This is a genomic window from Marmoricola sp. URHB0036 (assembly GCF_000426045.1).
GTDB lineage: Bacteria > Actinomycetota > Actinomycetes > Propionibacteriales > Nocardioidaceae > Marmoricola.
Map to the genome: position 1 here is coordinate 24812 of NZ_AUEP01000017.1, position 23119 is coordinate 47930.

29 protein-coding genes and 1 tRNA gene are annotated in these 23119 nt (G+C 70.2%); 12 read left to right on the top strand and 18 right to left on the bottom strand.

Annotated elements, in window-relative coordinates:
• Window positions 1–26 precede the first annotated feature (26 nt).
• On the top strand, window positions 27–2141 hold the full coding sequence (locus tag H976_RS29055; RefSeq protein ID WP_051277017.1) for an ATP-binding protein: 2115 nt from the start codon (window positions 27–29) through the stop codon (window positions 2139–2141).
• Here the strand turns inward: H976_RS29055 and H976_RS0118325 are convergent.
• Window positions 2138–2437 carry a co-chaperone GroES gene (locus H976_RS0118325; protein ID WP_051277042.1) on the bottom strand — a complete coding sequence of 100 codons (300 nt, stop codon included), beginning with the start codon at window positions 2435–2437 and terminating at the stop codon, window positions 2138–2140. The genes H976_RS29055 and H976_RS0118325 overlap by 4 nt on opposite strands.
• Window positions 2438–2493: 56 nt before the next feature.
• Window positions 2494–2739: a DUF3618 domain-containing protein gene (locus tag H976_RS0118330; RefSeq protein WP_027862723.1), complete on the bottom strand. Its 246-nt coding sequence runs from the start codon at window positions 2737–2739 to the stop codon at window positions 2494–2496.
• A 108-nt stretch (window positions 2740–2847) separates the two neighbouring features.
• Between H976_RS0118330 and bcp the strand changes: the two genes are divergently transcribed.
• Together bcp and H976_RS0118340 are read left to right on the top strand one after the other, a co-directional pair.
• Entirely contained in the window at window positions 2848–3336 is a 489-nt protein-coding gene (gene bcp / locus H976_RS0118335) for a thioredoxin-dependent thiol peroxidase (protein WP_027862724.1), read from the top strand.
• Window positions 3337–3367: 31 nt separating this feature from the next.
• Window positions 3368–3441, top strand: a tRNA-Leu gene (locus tag H976_RS0118340).
• Between the two features lie 5 nt (window positions 3442–3446).
• On the opposite strand, the gene rdgB is transcribed toward H976_RS0118340, so the two are convergent.
• The 11 genes from rdgB to H976_RS0118395 form a co-directional block, all read right to left on the bottom strand.
• Window positions 3447–4058, bottom strand: coding sequence for an RdgB/HAM1 family non-canonical purine NTP pyrophosphatase (gene rdgB, locus H976_RS0118345; protein ID WP_027862725.1), 612 nt, complete (start codon window positions 4056–4058; stop codon window positions 3447–3449).
• Window positions 4051–4776, bottom strand: coding sequence for a ribonuclease PH (gene rph / locus H976_RS0118350; protein WP_027862726.1), 726 nt, complete (start codon window positions 4774–4776; stop codon window positions 4051–4053). Before rph ends, rdgB begins: the two co-directional genes overlap by 8 nt.
• A gap of 41 nt (window positions 4777–4817) precedes the next feature.
• Window positions 4818–5603 carry an ABC transporter permease gene (locus tag H976_RS0118355; protein WP_027862727.1) on the bottom strand — a complete coding sequence of 262 codons (786 nt, stop codon included), beginning with the start codon at window positions 5601–5603 and terminating at the stop codon, window positions 4818–4820.
• On the bottom strand, window positions 5600–6514 hold the full coding sequence (locus tag H976_RS0118360; protein ID WP_027862728.1) for an ABC transporter ATP-binding protein: 915 nt from the start codon (window positions 6512–6514) through the stop codon (window positions 5600–5602). Before H976_RS0118360 ends, H976_RS0118355 begins: the two co-directional genes overlap by 4 nt.
• Before the next feature lie 65 nt (window positions 6515–6579).
• A complete protein-coding gene (locus H976_RS0118365; RefSeq protein WP_027862729.1) occupies window positions 6580–7338 on the bottom strand; it encodes an MBL fold metallo-hydrolase in 759 nt (252 codons plus the stop codon).
• The gene (murI, locus tag H976_RS27210; RefSeq protein WP_036227307.1) at window positions 7335–8150 is read right to left on the bottom strand and encodes a glutamate racemase; all 816 of its coding nucleotides are present in this window, start codon (window positions 8148–8150) and stop codon (window positions 7335–7337) included. Before murI ends, H976_RS0118365 begins: the two co-directional genes overlap by 4 nt.
• A gap of 54 nt (window positions 8151–8204) precedes the next feature.
• Complete coding sequence (locus tag H976_RS0118375) at window positions 8205–8630, bottom strand: hypothetical protein (RefSeq protein ID WP_027862730.1); 426 nt, start codon at window positions 8628–8630, stop codon at window positions 8205–8207.
• Window positions 8623–8985, bottom strand: a complete 363-nt coding sequence (locus H976_RS0118380) for a hypothetical protein (protein WP_051277020.1) — start codon at window positions 8983–8985, stop codon at window positions 8623–8625. Before H976_RS0118380 ends, H976_RS0118375 begins: the two co-directional genes overlap by 8 nt.
• A complete protein-coding gene (locus H976_RS0118385) occupies window positions 8982–9932 on the bottom strand; it encodes a PLP-dependent cysteine synthase family protein (protein WP_027862732.1) in 951 nt (316 codons plus the stop codon). Before H976_RS0118385 ends, H976_RS0118380 begins: the two co-directional genes overlap by 4 nt.
• Complete coding sequence (locus tag H976_RS0118390; protein WP_027862733.1) at window positions 9932–10216, bottom strand: MoaD family protein; 285 nt, start codon at window positions 10214–10216, stop codon at window positions 9932–9934. The genes H976_RS0118385 and H976_RS0118390 overlap by 1 nt, the downstream gene beginning before the upstream one ends.
• Window positions 10217–10221: 5 nt before the next feature.
• Complete coding sequence (locus H976_RS0118395) at window positions 10222–10647, bottom strand: Mov34/MPN/PAD-1 family protein (protein ID WP_027862734.1); 426 nt, start codon at window positions 10645–10647, stop codon at window positions 10222–10224.
• Between the two features lie 117 nt (window positions 10648–10764).
• Between H976_RS0118395 and H976_RS0118400 the strand changes: the two genes are divergently transcribed.
• A complete protein-coding gene (locus H976_RS0118400; protein WP_027862735.1) occupies window positions 10765–11106 on the top strand; it encodes a helix-turn-helix transcriptional regulator in 342 nt (113 codons plus the stop codon).
• Between the two features lie 68 nt (window positions 11107–11174).
• Window positions 11175–12782, top strand: a complete 1608-nt coding sequence (locus H976_RS0118405; protein ID WP_155918508.1) for a SulP family inorganic anion transporter — start codon at window positions 11175–11177, stop codon at window positions 12780–12782.
• Here H976_RS0118405 and H976_RS30145 read toward each other — a convergent pair.
• Window positions 12779–13357 carry a DUF2017 domain-containing protein gene (locus H976_RS30145; RefSeq protein WP_027862737.1) on the bottom strand — a complete coding sequence of 193 codons (579 nt, stop codon included), beginning with the start codon at window positions 13355–13357 and terminating at the stop codon, window positions 12779–12781. The genes H976_RS0118405 and H976_RS30145 overlap by 4 nt on opposite strands.
• A complete protein-coding gene (clpS, locus tag H976_RS0118415; protein ID WP_027862738.1) occupies window positions 13354–13647 on the bottom strand; it encodes an ATP-dependent Clp protease adapter ClpS in 294 nt (97 codons plus the stop codon). Before clpS ends, H976_RS30145 begins: the two co-directional genes overlap by 4 nt.
• A 34-nt stretch (window positions 13648–13681) precedes the next feature.
• Here clpS and H976_RS0118420 point away from each other — a divergent pair, with 34 nt between their 5' ends.
• The 5 genes from H976_RS0118420 to H976_RS0118440 all read left to right on the top strand — a co-directional run bounded on the left by H976_RS0118420 (window position 13682) and on the right by H976_RS0118440 (window position 18296).
• Window positions 13682–14992, top strand: coding sequence for a nicotinate phosphoribosyltransferase (locus tag H976_RS0118420; RefSeq protein ID WP_036227311.1), 1311 nt, complete (start codon window positions 13682–13684; stop codon window positions 14990–14992).
• Window positions 14993–15001: 9 nt separating this feature from the next.
• Window positions 15002–15577, top strand: coding sequence for a nicotinamidase (locus H976_RS0118425; protein WP_027862740.1), 576 nt, complete (start codon window positions 15002–15004; stop codon window positions 15575–15577).
• Between the two features lie 66 nt (window positions 15578–15643).
• Window positions 15644–16222, top strand: coding sequence for a GNAT family N-acetyltransferase (locus H976_RS0118430; protein WP_027862741.1), 579 nt, complete (start codon window positions 15644–15646; stop codon window positions 16220–16222).
• Window positions 16223–16236: 14 nt separating this feature from the next.
• The gene (locus tag H976_RS0118435; RefSeq protein WP_027862742.1) at window positions 16237–17826 is read left to right on the top strand and encodes a BTAD domain-containing putative transcriptional regulator; all 1590 of its coding nucleotides are present in this window, start codon (window positions 16237–16239) and stop codon (window positions 17824–17826) included.
• Window positions 17823–18296 (top strand): DNA polymerase ligase N-terminal domain-containing protein, encoded by a 474-nt coding sequence (locus H976_RS0118440; RefSeq protein WP_027862743.1) that lies wholly within the window; start codon window positions 17823–17825, stop codon window positions 18294–18296. Before H976_RS0118435 ends, H976_RS0118440 begins: the two co-directional genes overlap by 4 nt.
• Window positions 18297–18306: 10 nt before the next feature.
• Here H976_RS0118440 and H976_RS0118445 read toward each other — a convergent pair whose 3' ends face one another.
• Genes H976_RS0118445 through H976_RS0118455 form a run of 3 tightly spaced genes read right to left on the bottom strand, consistent with a single transcriptional unit; the run spans window position 18307 to window position 21465 of the window.
• Window positions 18307–19143, bottom strand: coding sequence for a DMT family transporter (locus H976_RS0118445; RefSeq protein ID WP_051277023.1), 837 nt, complete (start codon window positions 19141–19143; stop codon window positions 18307–18309).
• 19 nt (window positions 19144–19162) lie between these two features.
• Window positions 19163–19933, bottom strand: a complete 771-nt coding sequence (locus tag H976_RS0118450) for an enoyl-CoA hydratase-related protein (RefSeq protein ID WP_027862745.1) — start codon at window positions 19931–19933, stop codon at window positions 19163–19165.
• Window positions 19930–21465 (bottom strand): acyl-CoA synthetase, encoded by a 1536-nt coding sequence (locus H976_RS0118455; protein WP_027862746.1) that lies wholly within the window; start codon window positions 21463–21465, stop codon window positions 19930–19932. Before H976_RS0118455 ends, H976_RS0118450 begins: the two co-directional genes overlap by 4 nt.
• 76 nt (window positions 21466–21541) lie before the next feature.
• On the opposite strand from H976_RS0118455, the gene H976_RS0118460 reads away from it, so the two are divergent.
• Window positions 21542–22213: a metallophosphoesterase gene (locus tag H976_RS0118460; protein ID WP_027862747.1), complete on the top strand. Its 672-nt coding sequence runs from the start codon at window positions 21542–21544 to the stop codon at window positions 22211–22213.
• A gap of 19 nt (window positions 22214–22232) precedes the next feature.
• Window positions 22233–23114 (top strand): ParB/RepB/Spo0J family partition protein, encoded by an 882-nt coding sequence (locus H976_RS0118465; protein ID WP_036227313.1) that lies wholly within the window; start codon window positions 22233–22235, stop codon window positions 23112–23114.
• Window positions 23115–23119: the final 5 nt, after the last annotated feature.

The following is a 23119-nucleotide window of genomic DNA, read 5'->3' on the forward strand; positions in this document are numbered from 1 at the left end:
CGACGGCGAACGACAAGGACCTGTCCGTGCACGGCTCACGATCGACCGGCGTGATGACGGCTGGTCTTGCTGCGTCGTCGCTGGCGGTTGCCGTCTACGCACTGCGCCATTCGCCCGATCCGCTCCTGGTCGCGAGGTGGTGGCCGGCCACCGCACTGACCACGGCGATGCTGGTGACGGCACCACGCCGCCACACCCGCCTGCTCCTGCCGGTGGTCTTCCTCATCGTCCTCGTCGCCTCACTCGTGGCCGGCCGCGAGCCCGTGTTCGCCGTCGGGTTTGCGGTGGCGAACACCATCGAGGCCGTCATCGTGCTCTGGTGGCTCACCGGCTTCGAGGTCGATCGTCCAGAGCTGCGCTCGTGGACGGACTACTTCCGCTGGTTGATCGCCATCACCCTCGGCGCCTGGGCGGCCGGCGTCGTCACGGCCGGCACCATCGGCCTCAGCGGCGAGCACGAGCTGTGGCGACCGATGCTCTGGATCGCCGTCACCCACATGGGTGCCCAGGCCGTGCTGCTGCCGCTCTTCCTGCGCCAGTCCCGCCACAAGGCGCAGCCGCGAGTGCTGGAGGTGATGGCCCACCTGGCCCTGCTCGCCCTCGGCGCCCTCGCCTGCATCGCGGCCGACCCGTCCCAACCGGTCGCCTTCCTCCTGCTGCCTCTCCTGATGTGGGCGGCCGCACGGTTCACCAGCCGGTGGGCGAACCTCGAGCTGCTCGGCGTGACGCTCGGCCTGGCTGCCCTCACCACGATGGGCCGCGGCCCGTTCAAGGACATCACCGGGCAGGCCTCGGTCACCGACATCGCCGCGAGCGCCCAGAGCTTCGTCGCGATCAGCGCGATCACCGCGGTCGCGTTCTCGGTCGCGATGATCCACCTGCGCGACTCGTTGCGGAAGATCCGCAACAACGAGGTGCAGCTCGGCCAGCTGCTCGACTCGGCCAGCGGTACGGCGTTCATCGCCACCGACCTCGAGGGCATCATCACCTGGTTCAGCCCCGGCGCCGAACAGCTGCTCGGCTACTCCTCCGCGGACATCGTCGGCCGCACCACCCCGATGCCCTTCCACGAGAGCCGCGAGATCCTCGCCCGGGCCCAGAAGCTTCGTCTCACGCCCGGCTACGACGTGGTGACCCACCCGGTCGCGCAGGGCGCCGACCAGGACACCCGTGACTGGACCTATGTGCGCAAGGACGGCAGCCGGCTGACCGTCTCGGTCAGCGTGACGGCGGTCCGCGGTGTCGACAGCAACCCGGTCAGCTTCCTCAGCGTCGTCCGCGACGTCACGGACCGGCGTGCGGCCGAGCAGGCCCTGGTGTTCGCGCTGGACAAGGAGCGCGAGACCAACCAGCGGATGCTCGACCTCGACCGCGCCAAGGGCGAGTTCGTGTCGGCGGTGAGTCACGAGCTGCGCACCCCGTTGACCAGCATCGTCGGCTACACCGAGCTGTTGGCCGAGGACATGTCGGAGAACCTCACCGTCGACCAGCAACAGCTCGTCGAGCGAATCGACCGCAACGGCGAGCGGCTGCTGACGCTGGTCGAGGACCTGCTCACGATGGCGCGGGTCGAGGACGGCAACCTCGCCCTCGAGCGCATCGAGGTCGACCTGCGCAGCGCCGTACGCGTGGCCACCGACGAGGTCGCACACTCCGCACACAAGGGTCGGGTCTCGCTGCACGTGAACCTGCCGGCCGAGCCGGTGCTGCTGGAGGGCGACCAGGCCTATCTCGAACGACTCGTGCTGAACCTGGTCAGCAACGCGGTCAAGTTCACCGACGCCGGCGGCGAGGTGGACGTCACCCTCCGCACGATCGGTGACGTGGCCGAGCTCTGCGTCCACGACACCGGCATGGGGATCCCGCTGGAGGAGCAGGGACGGCTGTTCCAGAAGTTCTTCCGGTCCTCCCTCGCCACCGAGCACGCCATCCAGGGCACCGGGCTCGGACTGAACATCGTGCGCTCCATCGCCGAGGCACACCACGGCGAGGTCAGGTTCCAGTCGGCCCCGGGAGAGGGCACCACGTTCTGGTTCACGGTGCCGCTGATCGGTTCGCGGGACGGCGCACCCGTCGACCGCGTGACGCCCGTGCCCGCCGAACGGCCCAAGCACCGCAACGACTCCGAGGTACGGCGCTAGAGGTAGAGCCCCGTCTGGGCGTCACCGAGGCGATCAGCCGCGACGGCGTGGATGTCGCGTTCGCGCAGCACGACGTACAGCTCCCCGGTGACCTCGACCTCGGCCTTCTCGTCGGGGTCGAAGAGCACCCGGTCGCCGAGCTCGACGGTGCGCACGTGCGGCCCGACGGCCACGACCCGGCACCAGGACAGTCGTCGGCCGCCCATGGCCGCGGTCGCCGGGATCAGGATGCCGCCGCTGGAACGGCGCTCTCCCGGGTCCAGGTCCACCGCGACGAGCACCCGGTCGTGCAGCATCTGGATCGGGGTCTTCTCACCCGTCGGCTCGGTGACCTCGGCGACGCTGCGCTTGCTCACGCGACGATCTTGCGCACGACCACGAAGAACGCGACGACGCCGGCGACACCGCCTGCGACCTTGAGGATGTTCTCGGTGCGCGGCGAACCGCTCGGGTCGACGAAGAAGCCGCGGATCGAGGCGATCTCGCGTCGGGCGATGGTCTTGGGGCTGGCCCGGTAGAGCAGCTGGTCGATGGTGGCACCGAGGTGCTCGCGGGTCTGCTCGATCTCGCTCTCGAGGGTCGTCACCTGGTCGGACACGGTCCTTGGCTCCTGTCGGGGCTGGTCGGGCGCTTCAGGTGAGGAGGTTATCAATCCGGGAGCGCGGTACGGTCGTCGCGTTCCCAGCCCGACAAGGAGCGATCCCCTGTGAGCGACCAGCCCGCCCGTCTTTCCCCCGGCGACACCGCCCCCGACTTCACGCTGCCCACCGACACCGGCGAGGAGGTCTCGCTGTCGGGACTCCGCGGCCGCAAGGTGATCGTCTACTTCTACCCGGCCGCGATGACCCCCGGCTGCACCACCCAGGCCTGCGACTTCACCGACTCTCTCGACTCGTTGCAGGGCGCCGGCTACGAGGTCATCGGCATCTCGCCGGACAAGCCGGCCAAGCTGGCCAAGTTCCGCGAGCGAGACTCCCTCACGATCACGCTGGCCGCGGACGAGGACCGGTCGGTGATGACGGCGTACGGCGCGTTCGGGGAGAAGAAGCTCTACGGCAAGACCGTCCAGGGCGTGATCCGCTCCACCATCGTGGTCGACGAGGACGGCAAGGTGGCGGTGGCGCAGTACAACGTCAAGGCCACCGGCCACGTCGCCAAGCTGCGTCGCGACCTGGGCCTCGACAGCGCCGCCTGAGCGCCCCAGCGGACCCTAGACTGGCGGCCGCGCGCCCGTAGCCCAATTGGTAGAGGCACCAGGTTTAGGTCCTGGCCAGTGCGAGTTCGAGTCTCGCCGGGCGTACTCCCTCAGGAGCCGAGAAGCTCCACGACCGACGGGGCGATGGCCCGCAGCGAGTGGCCGCGGTGGGAGATCAGGTCCTTGGCCTCGGCGGTCATCTCGGCCGAGGTGAACTCGCCGTCCTGGTCGTCTGGGACGAAGAGCACGTCGTAGCCGAAGCCGCCGCTGCCGCGCAGCTCGCGGATCACGCGCCCGGGCATGGCGCCGGGGGCGAGCCGTTCCTCGCCGTCGGGGTGGCACAGCGCGACGACGCAGCGGAACTGCGCGCCACGGCGCTCGTCGGGTACGTCGGTCAGCTGCTCGAGCAGCAGCAGGTTGTTGGCGTGGTCGTCCTTGGCCCGGCCGGCCCACCGGGCGGAGAGCACCCCGGGCATCCCGTTGAGCGCGTCGACGCACAGCCCGCTGTCGTCGGCCAGCGACGGGAGACCGGTCGCCGCCAGCCCGGCCCGCGCCTTGAGCAACGCATTGCCCTCGAAGGTGGCCTCGTCCTCGACGGGCTCGTCGTAGGACGCCACGTCATCGAGCCCGAGTACGACGATCCCGGGCAGGTGTCGATCGAGGATGCGGCGCATCTCCTCGATCTTCTTGGGGTTGCGCGAGGCAAGGAAGACCTCAGTCAACGGCCAGGGCCTCCCGCTGGATCCGGGTCAGGTCGGCGCAGCCCTTCTCGGCCAGCGCCAGCAGGGCGTCCAGCTCGGCACGGTTGAACGCCGCCCCCTCGGCGGTGCCCTGCACCTCGACGAACGACCCCTCCCCCGTCATCACGACGTTCATGTCGGTCTGGGCGCGCACGTCCTCCTCGTAGGGCAGGTCGAGGCGGGGCACGCCGTCGATGATGCCGACCGAGATCGCCGCGACCGAGCCGGTCAGCGGGTCGCCGGCAAGGGCACCCTGGCCCTTCAGGTGGGCGACGGCATCGGCCAGGGCGACGTAGGCCCCCGTGATGGCCGCGGTGCGGGTGCCGCCGTCGGCCTGGAGCACGTCGCAGTCGAGCACGATCGTGTTCTCCCCGAGCGCCCGGTAGTCGATCACCGCGCGCAGGGACCGGCCGACCAGGCGCGAGATCTCGTGGGTGCGGCCACCGATGCGGCCCTTGACCGACTCGCGGTCCGAGCGGGTGTTGGTGGCCGACGGGAGCATGGCGTACTCCGCTGTCACCCAGCCCAGACCCGAGCCCTTGCGCCAGCGCGGGACCCCTTCGGAGGCCGAGGCCGCGCACAGCACGCGGGTGCGGCCGAACTCGACCAGCACGGAGCCGGCCGGGTGGTCCTGCCAGTGGCGGGTGAGCGTGACCGGGCGGAGCTCGTCGTCGGCGCGACCGTCGGTGCGGGAAGTCATGGCCCGACCTTATCGACGGCAGGTGAGGTGAACGGCCGCGCCTACTTCACCTCGGCGCGCAGCACCCTCCACATGCCGATCGCGAACGGGAGCACCACCCAGATGAGGCTGGTCACGATGACGTGCGACCACTCCTTGCCGCTGAGGATCTCGCCACTCTGCAGAGGCGTCTGCGCCGTACCGGGGTCGACCCAGGGCTGCACCTTGTGGAAGGAGCTCACCAGCGAGGTGATGATCGAGAACGCGATGGGCAACGCATAGCTGGTGACGATGGCGGCGGCCGTGTTGAGGAACAGCAGGCCGAAGACCAGGCCGCCGAGCACCGAGAGCAGCTGGAGGACGACGTACTGGAGGACCAGTTGCAGGCTGGCGTCGTGCCAGGCGTCGGAGGTTCCGCCGACTGCCGTCACCGCGGACGCCACGACCAGGGCGAGCACCACGGCCGCCAGACCGAGGAGGACGGCCGCCGTCACCTTCGACCACAGCACCTTGCCTCGGTGCGGCTCGAGGGTGAAGGTCACCATGGCCGTGCGTTGACTCCACTCCGAGGTGACCAGCAGGATGCCGAGCACGGGCAGCAGGATCCCTTGGGGCGTGGCCGTGGCCTGCATGGCGTTGACGAAGGACTTGTCGTCGGCGTTGATCAGGAAGATGACCAGCACGAGGCCGGTGAGCAGCACGATCGAGATCAGCAGCCACAGACCGGCGCGGGTGTCGAGCATCTTGCGGAGCTCGACCTTGACCAACCGGCCGAAGGGAACCGGCTTGTCGGCGGTCAGGTCGAGGGTGCCGGGAGCGACGGATCCGTGCGGGGTGGCGACGTTCATACCTGGACTCCTTGGGCGGTGATGCTCTCGCGGGCGTCGTCGGAGGTGAGCTGGAGGAACATCTCCTCCAGGCCGGCGCCTTCCGCCGGTTTCAGCTCGATGAGTACGACGCCCGCAGCTGCGGCGGCGCGGCCGATGTCGATCGGCTCGGCCTCGGAGCGGAACCCGCCGTCGCCGGAGGGGATGGCCTCGACGCCGGCGCCCTGGAGGGCCTGGAGCAGCGCCGCGGGATCCTCCGGCTTCACGTAGGTGCCGCGGGTCTGGAGCAGCTCGGCCTTGGTGCCCTGGGCGACGATCTTGCCGCGCCCGATCAGGATCATGTCGTCGGCGATCATCTCGACCTCGTGCAGGAGGTGCGAGGACAACAGCACCGTGCCGCCCTGCGAGGCGAACTGGCGCAGCAGTCCGCGCATCCAGTGGATGCCGGCCGGGTCGAGGCCGTTGACCGGCTCGTCGAGGATCAGCACCGACGGGTCGCCGAGGAACGCGTTGGCGATGCCGAGGCGCTGCCGCATGCCGAGGGAGTAGTTGCGCACCCGGCGCTTGGCCTCGTTGCCGGAGAGCCCGACCAGCTCGAGCATCTCCTCGACCCGCTTGGGTCCGACTCCCATGGTGTCGGCGCTGATGCGCAGCACCTCGCGACCGGTGCGACCGGCGTGCTGGGCGGAGGCGTCGAGCAGCACGCCGACGTGCCGGGCCGGGTTGGGGATCTGGGAGTAGAGGTGGCCGCCGATGGTGGCCCGGCCACCATTGGGTGGAGTCAGCCCCACCATCACGCGCATGCTGGTCGACTTGCCGGCCCCGTTGGGCCCGAGGAAGCCGGTCACCCGTCCCGGCTGCGCGGTGAAGGAGACATCGTCGACGGCGGTGAACGCGCCGTAGCGTTTCGTGACGTTCTCGAGCGTAATCACCCGGCCCACTATGCCCGAGGCGGCAACCGATTTATGGGACCGCGATGCGTCGAATTTGTGAAGATCTAGACGTCGTACGACGTGCCGGCAGTCGCGAGCTCGACCTTGCCGTCGTACTCCGACGCCGCCTCGCCCAGCACGACCTGCGGGTCGTGCCACGGCGGGATGTGGGTGAGCAGCAGCCGCTGGGCACCGGCACCGGCGGCGGTGCGACCGGCCTCGGCGCCGGTCAGGTGCAGGTCGGGCGGGTTGGGCGCGCCCTCGAGGAACGAGGCCTCGCACAGGAACAGGTCGGCGTCGCGTGCCGTGTCGTCGAGCCCGGGGCACACCCCGCTGTCGCCGGAGTAGGCGAGCGTGCGGCCGCCCGCCTCCACGCGGAGCGCGTACGCCGTGACCGGGTGCACCACCTCGCGCGCCGTCACCGTGAACGGCCCGAACTCGAGCGCGGTGTTGGCGTAGGGGACGAAGTCGAACTCCTCGTTCATCCCCGGGTCCTCGTCGAGGTCGTAGGCCTTGGCCATCCGCCGGGCGGTGTCGGCGGGGCCGTGCACCGGGATCTTCGGCAGCGCGCCCTCGGGGTGGTACTTGCGCATCACGTAGTAGCCGCACAGGTCGAGGCAGTGGTCGGCGTGCAGGTGGGAGAGGAAGACGCCGTCGATCGTCCGGGCGTCGGTGTGGCGCTGCAGGGAGCCCAGCGCGCCGCTGCCGAGGTCGAGGAGGATCCGCCAGGTGCGGCCGAGGTGCTCCTCCTCGAGCAGGTAGCAGCTGGCCGAGGACTCGGGGCCGGGGTAGGAACCGGAGTTGCCGATGACAGTGAGCCTCATGCAGGGACCACCCAGCCGCCGCCGGCGTACTGCGTGACGGCCTCGAGCTCGGGGCCCAGGAAACGGCGGCCGTGGGTGGCGAACTCCTCGGGCTGACCCGTGGTCAGGAAGCGGTGCACGGGTCGGTCGTGGCCGTCGCGCTCGATGCCGTGCTGCACGAGCATCCGGTAGACGTCCTTGGCGCACTCCTCGGCGCTGCTCACCAGGGTGACCCCGTCGCCCATCACCAGCGAGATCACGCCGGTCAGCAGCGGGTAGTGGGTGCAGCCGAGGATGAGGGTGTCGACGCCGGCCTCGGTGAGCGGGTCGAGGTACTCGTGCGCGACGGCCTGCAGCTCCGGTCCGCTCGTCACGCCCTGCTCGACGAGGTCGACGAAGCGGGGACAGACCTGGGTGGTCAGCTCGATGTGCGGAGCGGCGGCGAACGCGTCCTCGTAGGCGAGGGACTGCGCGGTGGCCCGGGTGCAGATCACGCCGATCCGGCCGCTGCGCGTGGCCGCCACAGCACGTCGGGTGGCCGGCAGGATCACCTCGACCACCGGCACGTCGTAGCGCTCCCTGGCGTCGCGCAGCATCGCGGCACTCGCGGAGTTGCAGGCGATGACCAGCGCCTTGACGCCCTGGTCGACGAGGTGGTCGAGGCACTCGAGGGCGTACTCCCGGACCTCGCCGATCGGCTTGGGACCGTAGGGCTGGCGTGCGGTGTCGCCGAGGTAGACCACTGCCTCGTGGGGCAGCTGGTCCATGACGGCACGGGCGACGGTCAGTCCGCCGAAGCCCGAGTCGAAGATCCCGATCGGCGCATCAGTCACAATCCCACAGGCTAGACGCAGCACCCCTCGATCCGGGATCAATAGCGACTCAGGTCACGCCGACTCTTCGGTCACGATTGCCTCACGACGACCCTGGCGCCACAGCCACCACAGACCCACGAAGGGGAGCACGAGCGGGACGAAGCCGTAGCCCGCCCCGAAGTCCGACCAGACGGTGGTGTCCTGGAAGTCCTGGGGCTCGAGGGCACTGGTCAACAGCCCCACGGTGAGTACGCCGACGAGCTCGATGCCGACGGTGACCAGGGCCAGCCTCCGGCGGTTGGTGGCCAGCGCGAAGGTGGCGACGATGTAGATCACGGCGGCCACGGCGCTCAGGGTGTAGGGCAGCGGCGCGTCCGAGGCCTTGGTCGTCAGCTGCAACGTCGAGCGCCCGGTGGCCGCGAAGGCGAAGACGCCGTAGACGAACACCAGCACCCGCCCGAAGCCACGGCCGGTGCCGGCCGACCCGCGGTCAGGCACCGCCGGCCCAGATGTCGGCGAGGCGGACGAACATGAACGGGACGAGCAGCACGGTGACCAGCAGTACGCCGGTGCCGCCGCGGGTCTTCTCCCCCGAGGACCACACCACCCCGACCGGGATGAACAGGGCGGCGCCGATCAGGTAGCCGATGTACTCCCACTCGGCAACATCGACCTTTGCTTCGGTGAACACTCGCACGATGCCGAGCACGAGGTGCACGACCAGCCCGACCTCGATCACCGCCATCAGGTTCAGCAGGAGGTGGTCCGGGGTCCGGTCGCGGACGATCAGCACGACCAGCCACAGGGCGCTGATCAGGCACAGCGCGGTCAGCGCGATCTGGAGGGGGATCATGCCCAGAGCTGACCCTCGAGGCGGTCCTCCGCCTCGTCGACCGTGCCCTCGTAAGCGCCGGTGGAGAGGTACTTCCAGCCGCCGTCGCAGACCACGAAGGCGATGTCGGCCCGCTCGCCGGCCTTGACCGCCTTGGCGGCCTGGCCCAGGGCGGCGTGCAGGATGGCGCCGGTGGAGATGCCGGCGAAGATGCCCTCCTGCTCGAGCAGCTCGCGGACCCGGCGTACGGCGTCACGCGGGCCGACCGAGAAGCGCGAGTCGATCAGCGACTCGTCGTACAGCTCCGGGACGAAGCCCTCGTCGAGGTTGCGCAGCCCGTAGACGAGCTCGCCGTACCTCGGCTCGGCGGCGACGATCTTCACCCCAGGTTTGTGTGCGCGGAAGAAGCGACTGACGCCCATCAGGGTGCCCGTCGTACCCAGCCCGCCGACGAAGTGGGTGACCTCGGGGAGGTCGGCGAGGATCTCCGGGCCGGTGCCCTCCTCGTGGGAGAGCGCGTTGGCCTCGTTGCCGTACTGGTAGAGCATCACCCAGTCGGGGTGCTCCTCGGCGACCTGCTTGGCGCGTCGTACGGCCTCGTTGGAGCCGCCGGCCGCGGGCGAGGAGACGATCTCGGCACCCCACATGCGCAGCAGCTGGCGGCGCTCCTCGGAGGTGTTCTCCGGCATCACGCAGACGAGGCGGTAGCCCTTGAGCTTGGCGGCCATCGCCAGCGAGATGCCGGTGTTGCCGCTGGTCGGCTCGAGGATGGTGCAGCCCGGGCGGAGGACGCCGTCCTTCTCCGCCTGCTCGATCATCTTCAGCGCCGGCCGGTCCTTGATGGAGCCGGTCGGGTTGCGGTCCTCGAGCTTGGCCCAGAGGCGTACGTCGGGCGAGGGCGACAGGCTCGGCAACCCCACCAGCGGGGTGCCGCCGACCGAGTCGAGGAGGTTGTCGTAGCGGGTCATCAGCCGCCCGCGACTGCGGGGAGCACGACGACCTGGTCGCCGTCGGAGAGCTCGGTGCCAAGGCCACCGGTGAAGCGGACGTCCTCGTCGTTGACGTAGAGGTTCACGAACCGGCGCAGGTCGCTCTGCCCGTCCTTGGCCTCGATCAGGCGCTCCTTGATGCCCGGGTGGTTGCTCTCCAGGTCGTCGATGAGCTCGCTGAGCGTCGACCCCGATGCCTCGACCGCCTTCTCCCCGCCCGTGTAGGTGCGGAGGATGGTGGGGATACGGACCTCGATGGCCATGGGTCTCAACTCTCTTCCGTGACGGTGACCTCTTCTTCGGTCACCTCGCCGTCGATGATTCTGTAGGACCTGAACTCCACGGGCCCCTCACTATTCCCGTGCTCACGTGTGCTGACCAGCACGTAGTGCGCTCCCGGCTCGCTCGCCAGGCCGATGTCGGTGCGGCTCGGATAGGCCTCGGTGGCCGTGTGCGAGTGGTAGATCACCACCGGCTCCTCGTCGCGCTCGTCCATCTCCTTGTAGAGCCGGAAGAGCTCCATCGAGTCGAACTCGTAGAAGGTCGGCGAGCCGGCCGCGTTGATCATCTCCACGAACCGCTCCGCGCGGTCGCTGCCCTCTGGTCCCGCGACGACTCCGCACGCCTCGTCGGGATGGTCCCGCTTGGCGTGCGCGACGATCGCGTCCCGGACCGCAGAGGAGATGGTGAGCACGGGCTCAAGGGTAGGTGAGCCGCCGTACGACCACCGCACGGGACCGAAGGGCGGCAACGCACCGATCTGATAACCTGAAGTATTCTTCAAGTCATCAAGTCCAGAAGGGACCAGAGCGTGCCCGTGCCGCTGTACCAGGCCAAGGCCGAGTTCTTCCGTTCGCTCGGGCACCCTGCCCGGATTCGCGTGCTCGAGCTTCTCGCCGACGAGGATCGGCCCGTCCACGACCTGCTCGCCCGCATCGAGATCGAGCCGAGCAACCTCTCCCAGCAGCTGTCCGTCCTGCGCCACGCCGGGTTGGTGACCCAGCGGCGCGTGGGTGGCGAGGTGATCTACTCCCTCGCCCTGCCCGAGGTCCGCGACCTCCTGCTCGTGGCCCGGCAGATCCTGGCCACCAAGCACTCCTCTGGTTCGGCACTGGTCGACGAGATCACCCGTCATCCTGCGCGAAAGGCGTGAGCACCTCGAGGGCCTGGGTGCGTGCGCGTGCCACAGCGCTCGCGCCGAGTCGTCGCGACCTTCAGGAGATGGGTCGCGCCCCACGGCGTGACCTGGTCGCCGGTCTCACCGTCGGGGTGGTGGCCCTGCCACTCGCACTCGGCTTCGGGATCACCTCGGGACTGGGTGCTGCGGCGGGTCTGGTCACCGCCATCGTCGCCGGAGTCGTGGCAGCACTGTTCGGCGGCAGCCACCTGCAGATCAGTGGTCCCACCGGCGCGATGACCGTCGTGCTGATCCCGATCGTGGCCACGTACGGCCGCAGCGGCGTGCTGGTCGTGGGCCTGCTCGCCGGCTTGATGCTGATCGTGATGGCCGTGGCCGGGCTCGGCGGGTACGTCCGCTTCATCCCACTGCCCGTGATCGAGGGGTTCACCGTCGGCATCGCGGTCATCATCGCGTTGCAGCAGGTGTCCGCGGCCCTCGGCGTGACGGGGTCCGGCGACACGGTGCTGACCACCGCCTGGTCCGGTGTCCAGTCCTGGTGGACGGCGCCGCAGTGGTGGGCACCGGCTGTGACGCTGGGAGTCATCGCCGTGATGTGGCTGACCGCGCGGGTGCGTCCGGGAGTGCCCGGCTCGCTCGTCGCCGTCCTGCTCGCCACCGTCGTCTCGGAGGGGCTGCACCTCGACATCGCCCGGATCGGCGTACTCCCCTCGCGGGTGCCGACTCCGCACCTGCCGGACATCCCCTGGGACCACCTGCAGAACCTGTTGCTGCCAGCCCTGGCCGTGGCAGTCCTCGCTGCGCTGGAGAGCCTGCTGTCCGCGAGCGTGGCCGACGCCATGAGCGTCTCGGAGCGGCACGACCCCGACCGCGAGCTCTTCGGGCAGGGCATGGCCAACCTCGCCAGTCCGATCTTCGGAGGCATCCCCGCCACCGCTGCGATCGCGAGGACAGCCGTCAACGTCCGCAGCGGGGCCCGGTCACGGCTCTCCGCCGTGGTGCACTCGTTGTTCCTCCTGACCGTGATCCTCCTGCTCACTCCCCTGGTCAGCCGGATCCCGCTGGCCGCACTGGCCGGGATCCTGATCGCGACCGCCATCCGGATGATCGAGGTGGGCTCTCTTCGCGCTCTGCTGCGAGCCGGCCGCGGCGACGCGGCGGTCCTGATCGGTACGGCGATCGCCACGGTCGCCTTCGACCTGATCACGGCCGTGGTGCTCGGCGTCGTGGCGGCCGGCGCTCTCGCGCTGCGGCAGGTGGCCCGGTCCTCCGTGCTCGAGCAGCGCCCGGTCGTCGACGAGGACCACGCTGACCACGATGCCGAGGAGCACGCCCTGCTCGACGAGCACATCGTGGCCTACCGGCTGGAGGGTTCACTCTTCTTCGCGGCCGCCCACCGCGCTCTCATCGAGCTGAGCACCCTGAGCGACGTACGCGTCGTCATCTTGCGGATGTCAGGGGTTGCCACCGTGGACGCCACCGGAGCCTCCGTCCTCCGCGACACGATCGCGCAGCTCGAGCAGCACGGCATCACCGTCCTGCTGTCCGGCGTACGCGAGGGACACCACGGAGTGCTCGGCGCCCTCGGCGTCTACACGACGCTCGCCCACGAGGGTCACCTCTTCGACTCGACCCCGAAGGCCATCGCCCACGCGCGCCTCCACGTCTCCCGGACGCCGCACGGCGTCTAGTGGACCGACTGGACCAGGGTCTCCTGGAGGAAGCCGAGCCAGTCGTAGATGTCGTGGACCTGGGCTCGGGGGTCGTCGTCAGGGAGGGAGGCCCAGTACTCCTCGTCGCCCTCCTCGACGCCGAGGCGGGTGGCGATGGCCAGGCGCATGTCGGTGAAGGAGCGCATCCAGGTCATCGCCGCCTGCGGGTCGAGCTCGACGTCGATGAACAGGCCGTCCTCCGGTTCAGGTGGGAGTCCGGCCTCCTCGAGGGTGTCGATGATCGCGGCAGCGGCGCCGGCCTTGCCGTCGCGCAGGCTGCTCTCGGTGAAGCGGCGGAAGTCGCCGGCCGCCTCCTCGTCATCTGGGTACGCCGTCGGGAACAACCGCGCCAGCACGGGATCATCGGGCTCGGTGGTGGGACCGGAGAAGTCGAGCAGGTCCTCCAGCGCGTCCCCCTGCGGCCGGGAGGTGGCCGACTCGTTGCGCAGCAGCTCGATCAGCTGCCCGGCCAGTGACCGGAGCAGGTCAGCCTCGAAGGCGGTGAAGGTCGCCACGCTGGCCCCACTGCGACGGTGCCACTTGAAGCCGGTCATGCGTCGGCCTTCTGCATGGTGGCCCAGAGGCCGTACTCGTGCATGGCCTGTACGTCGCGCTCCATCTCCTCGCGACTCCCCGTCGAGACCACCGAGCGACCGTCGACGTGGACCTCCATCATCAGCTTGGTCGCCTTGGACTTGGAGTAGCCGAAGTACTGCTGGAAGACGAAGGTGACGTAGGACATCAGGTTCACCGGGTCGTTCCAGACGATCGTCACCCAGGGCCGCGCCAGCGAGGTGACGTCATCGACCTCGGGCTCGTCGAGCTCGACCGGAGAGGTGGACACGGCCCTATTGTGCTCACATCAATACAGTGTCGCTGTGAGCACCTCCACGGGCAGGTCGACGGCGCTGCTGACCGACCAGTACGAGCTGACCATGCTGCAGGCCGCCATCGACTCCGGAGCCGCGCACCGGCGCTCGGTCTTCGAGCTCTTTCCCCGTCGGTTGCCTGCGGGACGTCGCTACGGCGTCGTCGCCGGGGTCGGCCGCGCGCTGGACGCGATCGAGTCGTTCCGCTTCGGTGACGACGAGCTCGAGATGCTCCGCTCGCAGCAGATCGTCGACGAGCCGACGCTCGACTACCTCGCCGACTACCGCTTCGGCGGCGACATCTGGGGCTACCCCGAGGGCGAGACCTACTTCCCCTACTCGCCGCTGATGGTCGTCGAGTCCACCTTCGCCGACGCCGTGCTCCTCGAGACGGTGCTGCTGTCGATCTACAACCACGACTCGGCGATCGCCTCGGCCGCCTCCCGGATGACCTGGGCGGCGGGCGAGCGGCCCGTCATCGAGATGGGGTCACGGCGTACTCATGAGTGGGCGGCGGTCGCAGCCGCGCGGGCGGCGTACGTCGCCGGCTTCACCGCCACCTCCAACCTCCGCGCGCGCCTGGAGTACGGCATCCCCACGGCCGGCACGAGCGCACACTCCTTCGTGCTGGTGCACGACACCGAGACCGATGCCTTCCGTGCACAGGTGCACTCGCTCGGCAAGGGCACCACCCTGCTGGTCGACACCTTCGACATCGCCGAGGCCGTCCGCATCGGCGTCGAGATCGCGGGTCCTGACCTCGGCGCTGTCCGCATCGACTCCGGCGACCTCGCGGTGCTTGCCTATCGGGTGCGAGCCCAGCTCGACGAGCTCGGCGCCACCAAGACACGCATCATCGTCACCTCCGACCTCGACGAGTTCGCGATCGCCGGGCTGTCGGCGGCCCCGGTCGACGGCTACGGCGTCGGGACCCAGCTGGTCACGGGCAGCGGGCACCCGACGTGCGGGTTCGTCTACAAGCTCGTCGCTCGCGAGGACTCGAGCGACGAGCTGGTGGGCGTCGCCAAGAAGAGCAAGGACAAGATCTCGGTCGGCGGCCGCAAGTACGCCTTGCGCCGCCTCTCCCCCGACGGCACCGCCCAGGCCGAGATCCTCGGCGTCGGGCGACCGGTCGAGAACGACGGTGACGACCGCACCGTGCTGGTCCCGCTGGTCCGCAACGGCAAGGTCGTCGGGCGCGAGTCCCTCGAGGACGCCCGCGAGCGTCACCAGCGCTCCCGCGCCGAGCTCCCCCTCGTCGCTCGCCAGCTCTCCAAGGGCGAGCCGGTGATCGAGACGCACTTCGAGGGCTACGAGTAGCCTCCTGCCATGAAGCAGGCGCTCATCGTCGTCGACGTCCAGAACGACTTCTGCGAGGGCGGTTCGCTGCCGGTCACCGGTGGCGCCCAGGTCGCGAGCGACATCGCCGCCCTGCTCCACCACTGGACCCGCCAGGACCCCAAGGCGCCGGCGTACGACGTCGTGGTAGCCACCAAGGACCACCACATCGACCCCGGCGCGCACTGGTCGAAGGAACCCGACTTCGTGGACAGCTGGCCGGTGCACTGCAAGGTCGGCACCGACGGCGAGGCCTTCCACCCCAACCTCGATCCGCAGCCCTTCGACGCGATCTTCCTCAAGGGCGAGCACCAGGCGGCGTACTCCGGGTTCGAGGGCGCCGACCACCACGGCACCTCGCTCGCCGACTGGCTGCGGGCACACGACGTGTCGCGCGTCGACGTGTGCGGCATCGCCACCGATCACTGCGTCCGTGCCACCGCTCTCGACGCGGTCGGCACCGGCTTCGCCACCCGGCTGCTGCTCGACCTCTGCGCGGGCGTGGCCCCGGAATCGACCGAGCGCGCGCTCGTGGAGATGCGCGAGGCCGGCGTCGAGGTGAGCTGAGCCGAGGAAGGCTGGGGGAAGGGGCTGCGGGGACTCTGGGCGTGTCATTCGCACCCAGGAGGAACCATGTCCGCCCAGCCCGCAGCCCAGATCTGGCCCGACCACGTCGAGGTGACCCTCGACGACGGCCAGGTGGCCGCGCTCCGTCCCCTGCGCGCCGGCGAGAGTGAGCCGGTGCTCGAGGTGTTCGCCGGGATGTCGGAGCTCTCCCGGGCGCGCCGCTACCTGACCGGGATGCCGTACCTGCCCGATCGCGTGCTCCAGCGGCTCACCGAGGTGGGGCACCGCGACCACGTCGCCTGGCTCGTCACGATCGACGCCGAGCCCGTCGGCATCGGCCGATATGCCGCCTACGACCGCCGCACGGTCGACGTCGCGCTCGAAGTGGTCGACCACTGGCACGGCCAGGGCCTCGGTGGCATCCTGCTGGACACCGTCGTGACGCTGGCGTGGGCCAACGGCTTCAGCGCCGTCGCGGCCACCGTGGACCCCGCCAACCACGCCTCCGTGCGACTCCTGCGTCGCGTGGGGCTGACCCTGCAGGTGGTCGACGGTGTGCTCGAGGGTCAGGGAACGCTGCACCTGCCCGACCCGGCCCGGGTCGACCGGTGCGCGCTGCTCGGAGTGGTCGCGGAGGCACAATGAGCGTGGGAGGTTCCATGCTGGTGCGCGTCCTCGGCGAGGTCTCACTCGTCGACACCGACGGCCGGGTCGTCGTACTGCCCGGCACGCGTCAGCCCGCACTGCTCGCTGCCCTCGTCGCACGCCGCGGGCAGGTGGTCTCCGTGGACCGACTGGTCGACCTGCTCTTCGACGACCCACCGGAGAACCCGGCAGCCGCACTGCACAGCGTGGTCTTCAAGCTCCGCGCCAGCCTCGACCAGCTCGGCTGCCGCGACCTCCTGCTCACCCGCGAGCACGGCTACCTGCTCGACCTCCAGCCCGGCGAGGTCGACGTCGACGTCTTCGAGGGCCTGGTCGAGCGGGCACGTGACGAGGCGTCGGCCGAGGCCGCGGAGACCCTGAGCGAGGCGCTGCGACTCTGGCGCGGCCGACCGTACGGCGACCTCGGCGACTCCGACATCGCGGGGTTGGAGGTGCTCCGGCTCGAGGAGCTGCAGCGCGTCGCGGTCGAGAGGTACGCCGTGGCACTGCTCGACTCGGGGCGGGCGGCCGAGGCCATCACGGTGATGCAGCCCTTCGTGGCCGAGCACGCACTGCGCGAGCAGGCGAGGATCGTGCTGATGCGGGCGCTGCACGCGGAGGGCCGGGCGGCCGAGGCGCTCGAGCAGTACCAGGACTATCGCCGGGAGCTGGCCGACGAGCTCGGCCTGGAACCCTCCTCGGCGCTGGTGGAGGCCCAGCTGGCCGTGCTCAGGGGTCCGTCGTCGACGTCCGCACGGACTGCCGAGCGGCCGGGCCAGCACCGGCTCGCCGGGATGCAGGTGCGCTACCTCCGGGCGGCGGCCGGGCACACCGTCGCCTACGCGACCACCGGCTCTGGCCCCAAGGTGGTCGTCATCCTCGGCTGGATCTCCAGCCTGGACGTGATCGCGTCGGGGCGTGATCCGCGATCCTCCCTCCTCGAGCGGCTGACCGGAGACCTCTCGATCACCTTGTTCGACCGAGCCGGCACCGGGCTGTCGCCGGGACCGGTCGAGGACTACGGGCTGGAGGCGAGTGTGGCCGAGCTCGCGGACGTCGTGCGGGCCGTCGGTCCCCCGGTGTCGCTGCTGGCCATGTCCGCCGCCGGTCCGATCGCGGTGACCCTGGCGCACGAGCACCCCGAGTGGGTCGACTCCCTGGTCCTCTTCGGCACCTTCGCCAGCGCACCGAAGACGTTCCCCGACGTGACGCTGCGTGAGCACGTCGTCGACATCGCGCGCACGCACTGGGGTGTCGGGTCCAGGATCCTCGCCGACCTCTACCGGCCCGGCATCAGCACCGAGGGCGAGTGGCACCTGGCCAAGGTCTTCCGTGACTCCGCATCACCCGGGGTGGCGGCCGACTACCTCGAGGACATGTACCGGCAGGACGTCAGCGACAAGCTGGCCTCGATCGAGGCCCCTGCCCTGGTCGTGCACTACCGCAACGACCGGTTGATCGGCTTCCGTGGAGCCCAGCAGCTGGTCGACGGGCTGCCCCACGCGAGGCTCATCGCCCTGGAGGGTCGAGTGCACCTTCCGGATGCCGCCGACCTCGACGTCATCGAGAACGCTGTCGTCGAGCACGTCAGGAAGCACGCGTGACCGAGCGGCTGTTCGTCGTACAGCTGCACCGCGCGACCGCGCGGCACTACGACGTGCGGTTCGAGATCGACGGCGTGCTCGCGTCCTGGGCGGTGCCGAAGGGACCCACCCTCGATCCCGACGTACGCCGCCTCGCGATCCATGTCGACGACCACGGCCTCGAGCACGCCGAGGTCGAGGGAGTGCTCGGCCGAGGGGACGTGATCATCTGGGACCGCGGCACCTGGGAGCCCTACAAGACCGACGACCCGGCCTCGGAGGTGGAGGCCGGCGAGCTGCACGCGGAGGTGTACGGCGAGAAGCTGCGTGGCCGCTTCGTGCTCATCCGCACCGACCTCGACGCCTCCGGCCGGGAGCAGTGGTTGCTCCTGCACAAGCGCGACGAGCATGCCGTGGACGGGTGGGACCCGGAGGACCACGCCCGCTCGGTCGTGAGCGGGCTCACCAACGACGAGCTCGAGCGCGACTGAGCCTGACCGATCAGGACGTGGCGATGAGGACGACGGCCACGGCTCCCAGGGCCAGCCCCAGCAGCTGACGACGTCCCGGTCGCTCGTGCAGGAACACCGCTGCGAGCGCCACCGTCACTCCGGGGTAGACGGAGGCCAGCACGGCGGCAACGGTCAACATGCCTTCGTGCGCGGCTCCGAAGTAGGCAGCCGTGGCCACCAGGCTCAGCAGCCCGGCGAGGACGGCGAGTGAGAAGGCGCGCGAGCTCCGCCGCCACGGCGGGTGCACCGTCGCCACCACCAGCGCAACGAGCACCATGGCCGTCGTCTGCGAGATCGCCACCGGTAGCAGGCCCGACCCGCCACCTGCGCGCTCGAGGCCGACGAACTCGAGCGCGAACCCGGCACCCGAGAGCAACCCGCCCGGCACCCCGGCACGCACCGAGTCGGCGCCCTCCCCACCGCCGGCCATCATCCAGATCGCCGGCAGGGCGAGCACCACGCCGACGATCCCGTAGGCGGGAAGCCGGTCACCCAGCAGTGCTCCGACCACCGCGGGCAACGCCGCCGCTCCCACTGCCGACAACGGTCCGGCGACGGCCATCTGCCCGTGCCCGTAGCCGCGGTACAGCGCGGTCGCTCCCACGGCGGCACCGACACCCGCGGCGACACCCCAGCCGAGCGCGTCCTGATCCGCTGCACCGTCACCGCGGACGGCCACGATCACCCAGGCCCCGGCGACGGACGCGCCCAGGCTGGCCAGGGTGACCCACCAGAAGCTGATCCAGCGGGAGGCGATCCCGGCCACGAAGTCGCACAGCCCGAACGCGAGGGCTGCGCCCAGCCCGAAGAGTGTTCCCAGCTGCACGTCCGGGTGAGTACCCGACTCAGCGGCCCCGGAACTGCGCCCGCCGCTTCTCGGTGAAGGCCTTCATCCCCTCGGCGACGTCCTCGGTGCGGAGCAGCACCGACTGGCCCGCCCGTTCGCGCTGGAAGGCGCCGTCGAGACCGCCGAGGGTCGCGGCGTTGACGGCCTTCTTGGTCGCGGCGAAGGCGAGCGGGGCGCCGCGGGAGAGCCGGCCGACGATCTTGCCGAGCTGCTCGGCGTAGGCGTCGTCGGCGAACACGTGCGTGACCAGGCCGGCGGCGTACGCCTCCTGGGCGGTGAGCAGGTCGGAGAGCAGGGCCAGTCGCATCGCGCGGGCGCGTCCGACCGACGCGGCCACGGTCGCGGTGGCGCCCCCGTCGGGCATCAGCCCGATCTTGGTGAAGGCCAGCGTCAGGGCTGCCGACTCCGTTGCCACCACCAGGTCACAGGCCAGGGCGGTCGACATGCCGACGCCGGCGGCGATGCCGTTCAGCCCACACACCACCGGCTTGTCGAGATCGAGGATGGCGCGGATCAGCAGGTTGGCTCCGTCGACGGAGCCCGCGTCGTAGTTCTCCTGCGCGTTCTCACCGCCCAGGTCGGCGCCGGCCGAGAAGGCGGCCCCGGCCCCGGTGAGGACGACGACCCGGACGTCGTCACGTGTAGTGGCCCCACGCAGCTGCTCGATCAGGGCGAGCACCATCTCGCCGGTGAGGGCGTTGAACTGTTCGGGCCGGTTCAGGGTCAGCCAGAGCGCGCCGTCGTCCAGCCGGACCTCGAGGTCGCTCACGCCGTCACCTCTGCGGCGTAGCGGTCGCGCAGCCGTTGCTTGACCAGCTTGCCGGTCGGCGTGCGCGGCAGGTCGTCGGTGACGATGAACTCGCGGGGTACCTTGAAGTGCGCGATCCGCTCCCAGGCGTACGCCGTCAGCTCGGCCGCCAGGTCGGCGCCAGCCCCAGGAGCCGGCTGGACGAAGGCCACCACCCGCTCCCCCATGTCGTCGTCGGGAACACCGATCACGGCGATGTCGAGCACCGCCGGGTGCAGGCTGAACAGGTCCTCGATCTCCTGGGGGTAGATGTTCACCCCGCCACTGATGATCATGAACGCCTTGCGGTCGGTGAGGTAGAGGTAGCCCTCGTCGTCGAGGTAGCCGAGGTCGCCGACCGTCGACCAGAACGGGTGCTCGGGGTGCCGGGTGGCAGCTGTCCGGTCGGCGTCGCCGTGGTAGGTGAACGGCTCGTCATCGCGCTCGAAGTAGATCGTCCCGACCTCGCCGGCCGGCGCCTCCTTGCCCTCCGGGTCGCAGATCCGCGGAGTGCCGAGCAGGGACCGGCCGACCGTCCCGGGGTGGGCGAGCCAGTCATCGGGTCCGACGTAGGTGGCACCGTTGGCCTCGGTGCTGGCGTAGTACTCGTGCACGATCGGGCCCAGCCACTCCATCACCTGCTGCTTGACCTCGACCGGGCACGGCGCCGCTGCGTGCACGACCGTCCGCAGGCTCGAGGTGTCGTACGACGCCCGCACCTCCTCCGGCAGCTTGAGCAGCCGCACGAACATGGTCGGCACCACCTGCGTGTCGGTGACGGCGTACTCCTGGATCGCCGAGAGGAAGTTCTCGGGCTCGAAGCGCTGCATCAGCACGACCGTGCCGCCCAGCGCCTGGATCACGCCGGTGTAGCGCAGCGGTGCTGCGTGGTAGACCGGCGCCGGCGAGAGGTAGACGGTGTCCTCGCCGTAGGAGAACAGGGCCCCGAAGATCGTCACGTAGGGGTAGCCGGGCTCGTCGACCTTGATCGGCTGCAGCGGCAGCTTGATCCCCTTGGGCCGGCCGGTGGTCCCCGAGGAGTACAGGAAGTCGTCACCGTGCGGCTGGTCGGCCAGGGGTTCGGTGCTCGCGGACGCCAGCGCTTCGTCGTAGGACGTGCAGCCAGGGACCGTCCCGCCGAAGGCCAGCCGCACCGGCACGTCGACCAGGTCGGCCATCGCCTCGACCAGCTCGGCCTTGGCCCCCGACACGACGAGGGCCTTGGCCCCGCAGTCGTCGACGATGTAGGCCGCCTCCGGCGCAGAGAGGTGGTGGTTGACGGCGGTGATGTACAGCCCCGAGCGCAGCGCGGCCCAGTAGACCTCGTAGGCCTCGGGGGCGTTGTCGCTGACCATCGCCACCACGTCACCGACGCGCAACCCGGCATCGGCGAGCACGTGTGCGAGCCGGAGACTGCGCTCGTCGAGCTCGGCATAGGTGGTGGTCCGTCCCGTCTCGGCGATCACCAGGGCCGGCTTGTCGGGAGTGCGCTGGGCCCAGGTACCGGGGAACATGCAGCCATCCAAGACGTTGACAGTTTCACTGTCAACGTCGCGTGCGTGATGGCGGCGCCCACGTTAGTGTCGAGAGATGGTCAACGTGCTCGTGGTCGCCGACGAGGTGGCCTCCTACCTCCAGGAGCGCACGCTGCGTGACCTCTCCCCCGGTCTCGTGCTCGCCGCCGGCGACCTCCCCTGGGACTACCTCGAGTGGATCGCTTCCAGCGTCGATGCGCCCATGGTGTTCGTTCCGGGCAACCACGACCCGGAGATCGCCGACGCCAAGCGGGGCCGCAGCGGCATGTGGACCCGGGACGGCATGCCGTGCGAAGCGCCCCGGCCGCACGGCGTGCTGAACGCCGACCAACAGGTCATCGAGGCCGCCGGACTTCGCATCGCCGGGCTGGGTGGCTGTGTGAAGTACCGCCCCGGACCGCACCAGTACACCCAGCGCCAGTACCAACGGCGCGCCAGCCGGCTGCTGCGGCGCGCTCGGTCAGGACGCCCGGTCGACGTGCTGCTGACCCACGCGCCACCGCTGGGACTGGGTGACGGGGAGGACGGCCCGCACGTCGGCATCGAGGCGCTGCACCGCGTGATCGAGCGGCTCGAGCCGACCTGGCACCTGCACGGACACATCCACCCGTACGGCCAGACGATGCCCGATCGGCACGTCGGTCCCACCACCATCCGCAACGTCATCCCGTGGAAGGTGTTGGACGTCACGCCCAAGGTCTCCCGGGTGGCAGCGAACACTGCCTGAGCGCAGGGAGAATGGAGCCATGGTGAGAGACACCGGTTCCCCCCGGGTGGATGCCGAGTACGACTTCCTGCGCGTACGCCGGCACCAGACCCTGTCCAAGCTGGCCAGCTGGATGCGCAGCGACGCCGACGCCATCACCGAGACCCTGTCGTTCGGCGACGTCGTGGACGCCCTCGGTCGTCGCGGCGAGCACTCGTTGGGCGTCCAGGTCATCCCGCTCGACCAGATCGTCGGCTCGGTCGACAAGGTCAAGGACTTCGACCGCCGCTTCCGCCCGACCTCTGACCGCAGCCGCCAGCGCTGGCAGCGGCTGGCCGAGAAGACCCGGATGGGCGAGTACCTGCCGCCGATCGACGTCTACAAGCTCGGCAACCTCTACTTCGTCATCGACGGCCACCACCGGGTCTCGGTGGCCCGCGCCCAGGGAGCTCGCGAGATCGAGGCCCACGTCACCGAGATCGAGACCGTCCTCGACACCGAGGGGATCGGCGGGCGGCGCGACCTCGAGGGCAAGAACTGGGGACTCCGCTTCCTCACCCGGGTGCCCCTGACCGACGGGCGCCGGGCCGCGATCAACTGCACCGACCCGCACGACTACCACCGGCTGGCCGAGATGATCGAGGCGTGGGCCTGCCGCCTGATGCACCAGGAAGGTGCCTACTTCGACAAGCAGGCGATGGCGCGGCGCTGGTTCGACGAGGAGTACACGCCGGTGCTCGAGATGATCGAGGAGGCCGGCGTACGCGGGCGTGACGAGACGGGTGCCGACGCCTACATCCGGGTCGCCGCCGAACGCTACCGGCTGATCCGCGAGCACGACTGGAACCGCGACGTGATGCAGCTGGTCGCGAGCAGCTCCCGACGCCGCCGGCCGAGCGCCGGCGGGTCGGTCACCGCCTGACCGAA

Excerpts from the sequence above, each read along its gene's own strand:
- H976_RS0118465 (WP_036227313.1), top strand. The coding sequence starts at position 22,233 with ATGGTGAGAGACACCGGTTCCCCCCGGGTGGATGCCGAGTACGACTTC.
- rph (WP_027862726.1), bottom strand. The coding sequence starts at position 4,776 with ATGACTTCCCGCACCGACGGTCGCGCCGACGACGAGCTCCGCCCGGTC.
- H976_RS0118455 (WP_027862746.1), bottom strand. The coding sequence starts at position 21,465 with ATGTTCCCCGGTACCTGGGCCCAGCGCACTCCCGACAAGCCGGCCCTG.
- H976_RS0118390 (WP_027862733.1), bottom strand. The coding sequence starts at position 10,216 with ATGGCCATCGAGGTCCGTATCCCCACCATCCTCCGCACCTACACGGGC.
- H976_RS0118365 (WP_027862729.1), bottom strand. The coding sequence starts at position 7,338 with ATGAGGCTCACTGTCATCGGCAACTCCGGTTCCTACCCCGGCCCCGAG.
- H976_RS0118385 (WP_027862732.1), bottom strand. The coding sequence starts at position 9,932 with ATGACCCGCTACGACAACCTCCTCGACTCGGTCGGCGGCACCCCGCTG.
- H976_RS0118325 (WP_051277042.1), bottom strand. The coding sequence starts at position 2,437 with ATGCTGCACGACCGGGTGCTCGTCGCGGTGGACCTGGACCCGGGAGAG.
- H976_RS0118435 (WP_027862742.1), top strand. The coding sequence starts at position 16,237 with ATGCTGGTGCGCGTCCTCGGCGAGGTCTCACTCGTCGACACCGACGGC.
- H976_RS0118430 (WP_027862741.1), top strand. The coding sequence starts at position 15,644 with ATGTCCGCCCAGCCCGCAGCCCAGATCTGGCCCGACCACGTCGAGGTG.
- H976_RS0118460 (WP_027862747.1), top strand. The coding sequence starts at position 21,542 with ATGGTCAACGTGCTCGTGGTCGCCGACGAGGTGGCCTCCTACCTCCAG.
- H976_RS0118380 (WP_051277020.1), bottom strand. The coding sequence starts at position 8,985 with ATGATCCCCCTCCAGATCGCGCTGACCGCGCTGTGCCTGATCAGCGCC.
- H976_RS0118405 (WP_155918508.1), top strand. The coding sequence starts at position 11,175 with ATGGGTCGCGCCCCACGGCGTGACCTGGTCGCCGGTCTCACCGTCGGG.
- H976_RS30145 (WP_027862737.1), bottom strand. The coding sequence starts at position 13,357 with ATGACCGGCTTCAAGTGGCACCGTCGCAGTGGGGCCAGCGTGGCGACC.
- H976_RS0118355 (WP_027862727.1), bottom strand. The coding sequence starts at position 5,603 with ATGAACGTCGCCACCCCGCACGGATCCGTCGCTCCCGGCACCCTCGAC.
- H976_RS0118425 (WP_027862740.1), top strand. The coding sequence starts at position 15,002 with ATGAAGCAGGCGCTCATCGTCGTCGACGTCCAGAACGACTTCTGCGAG.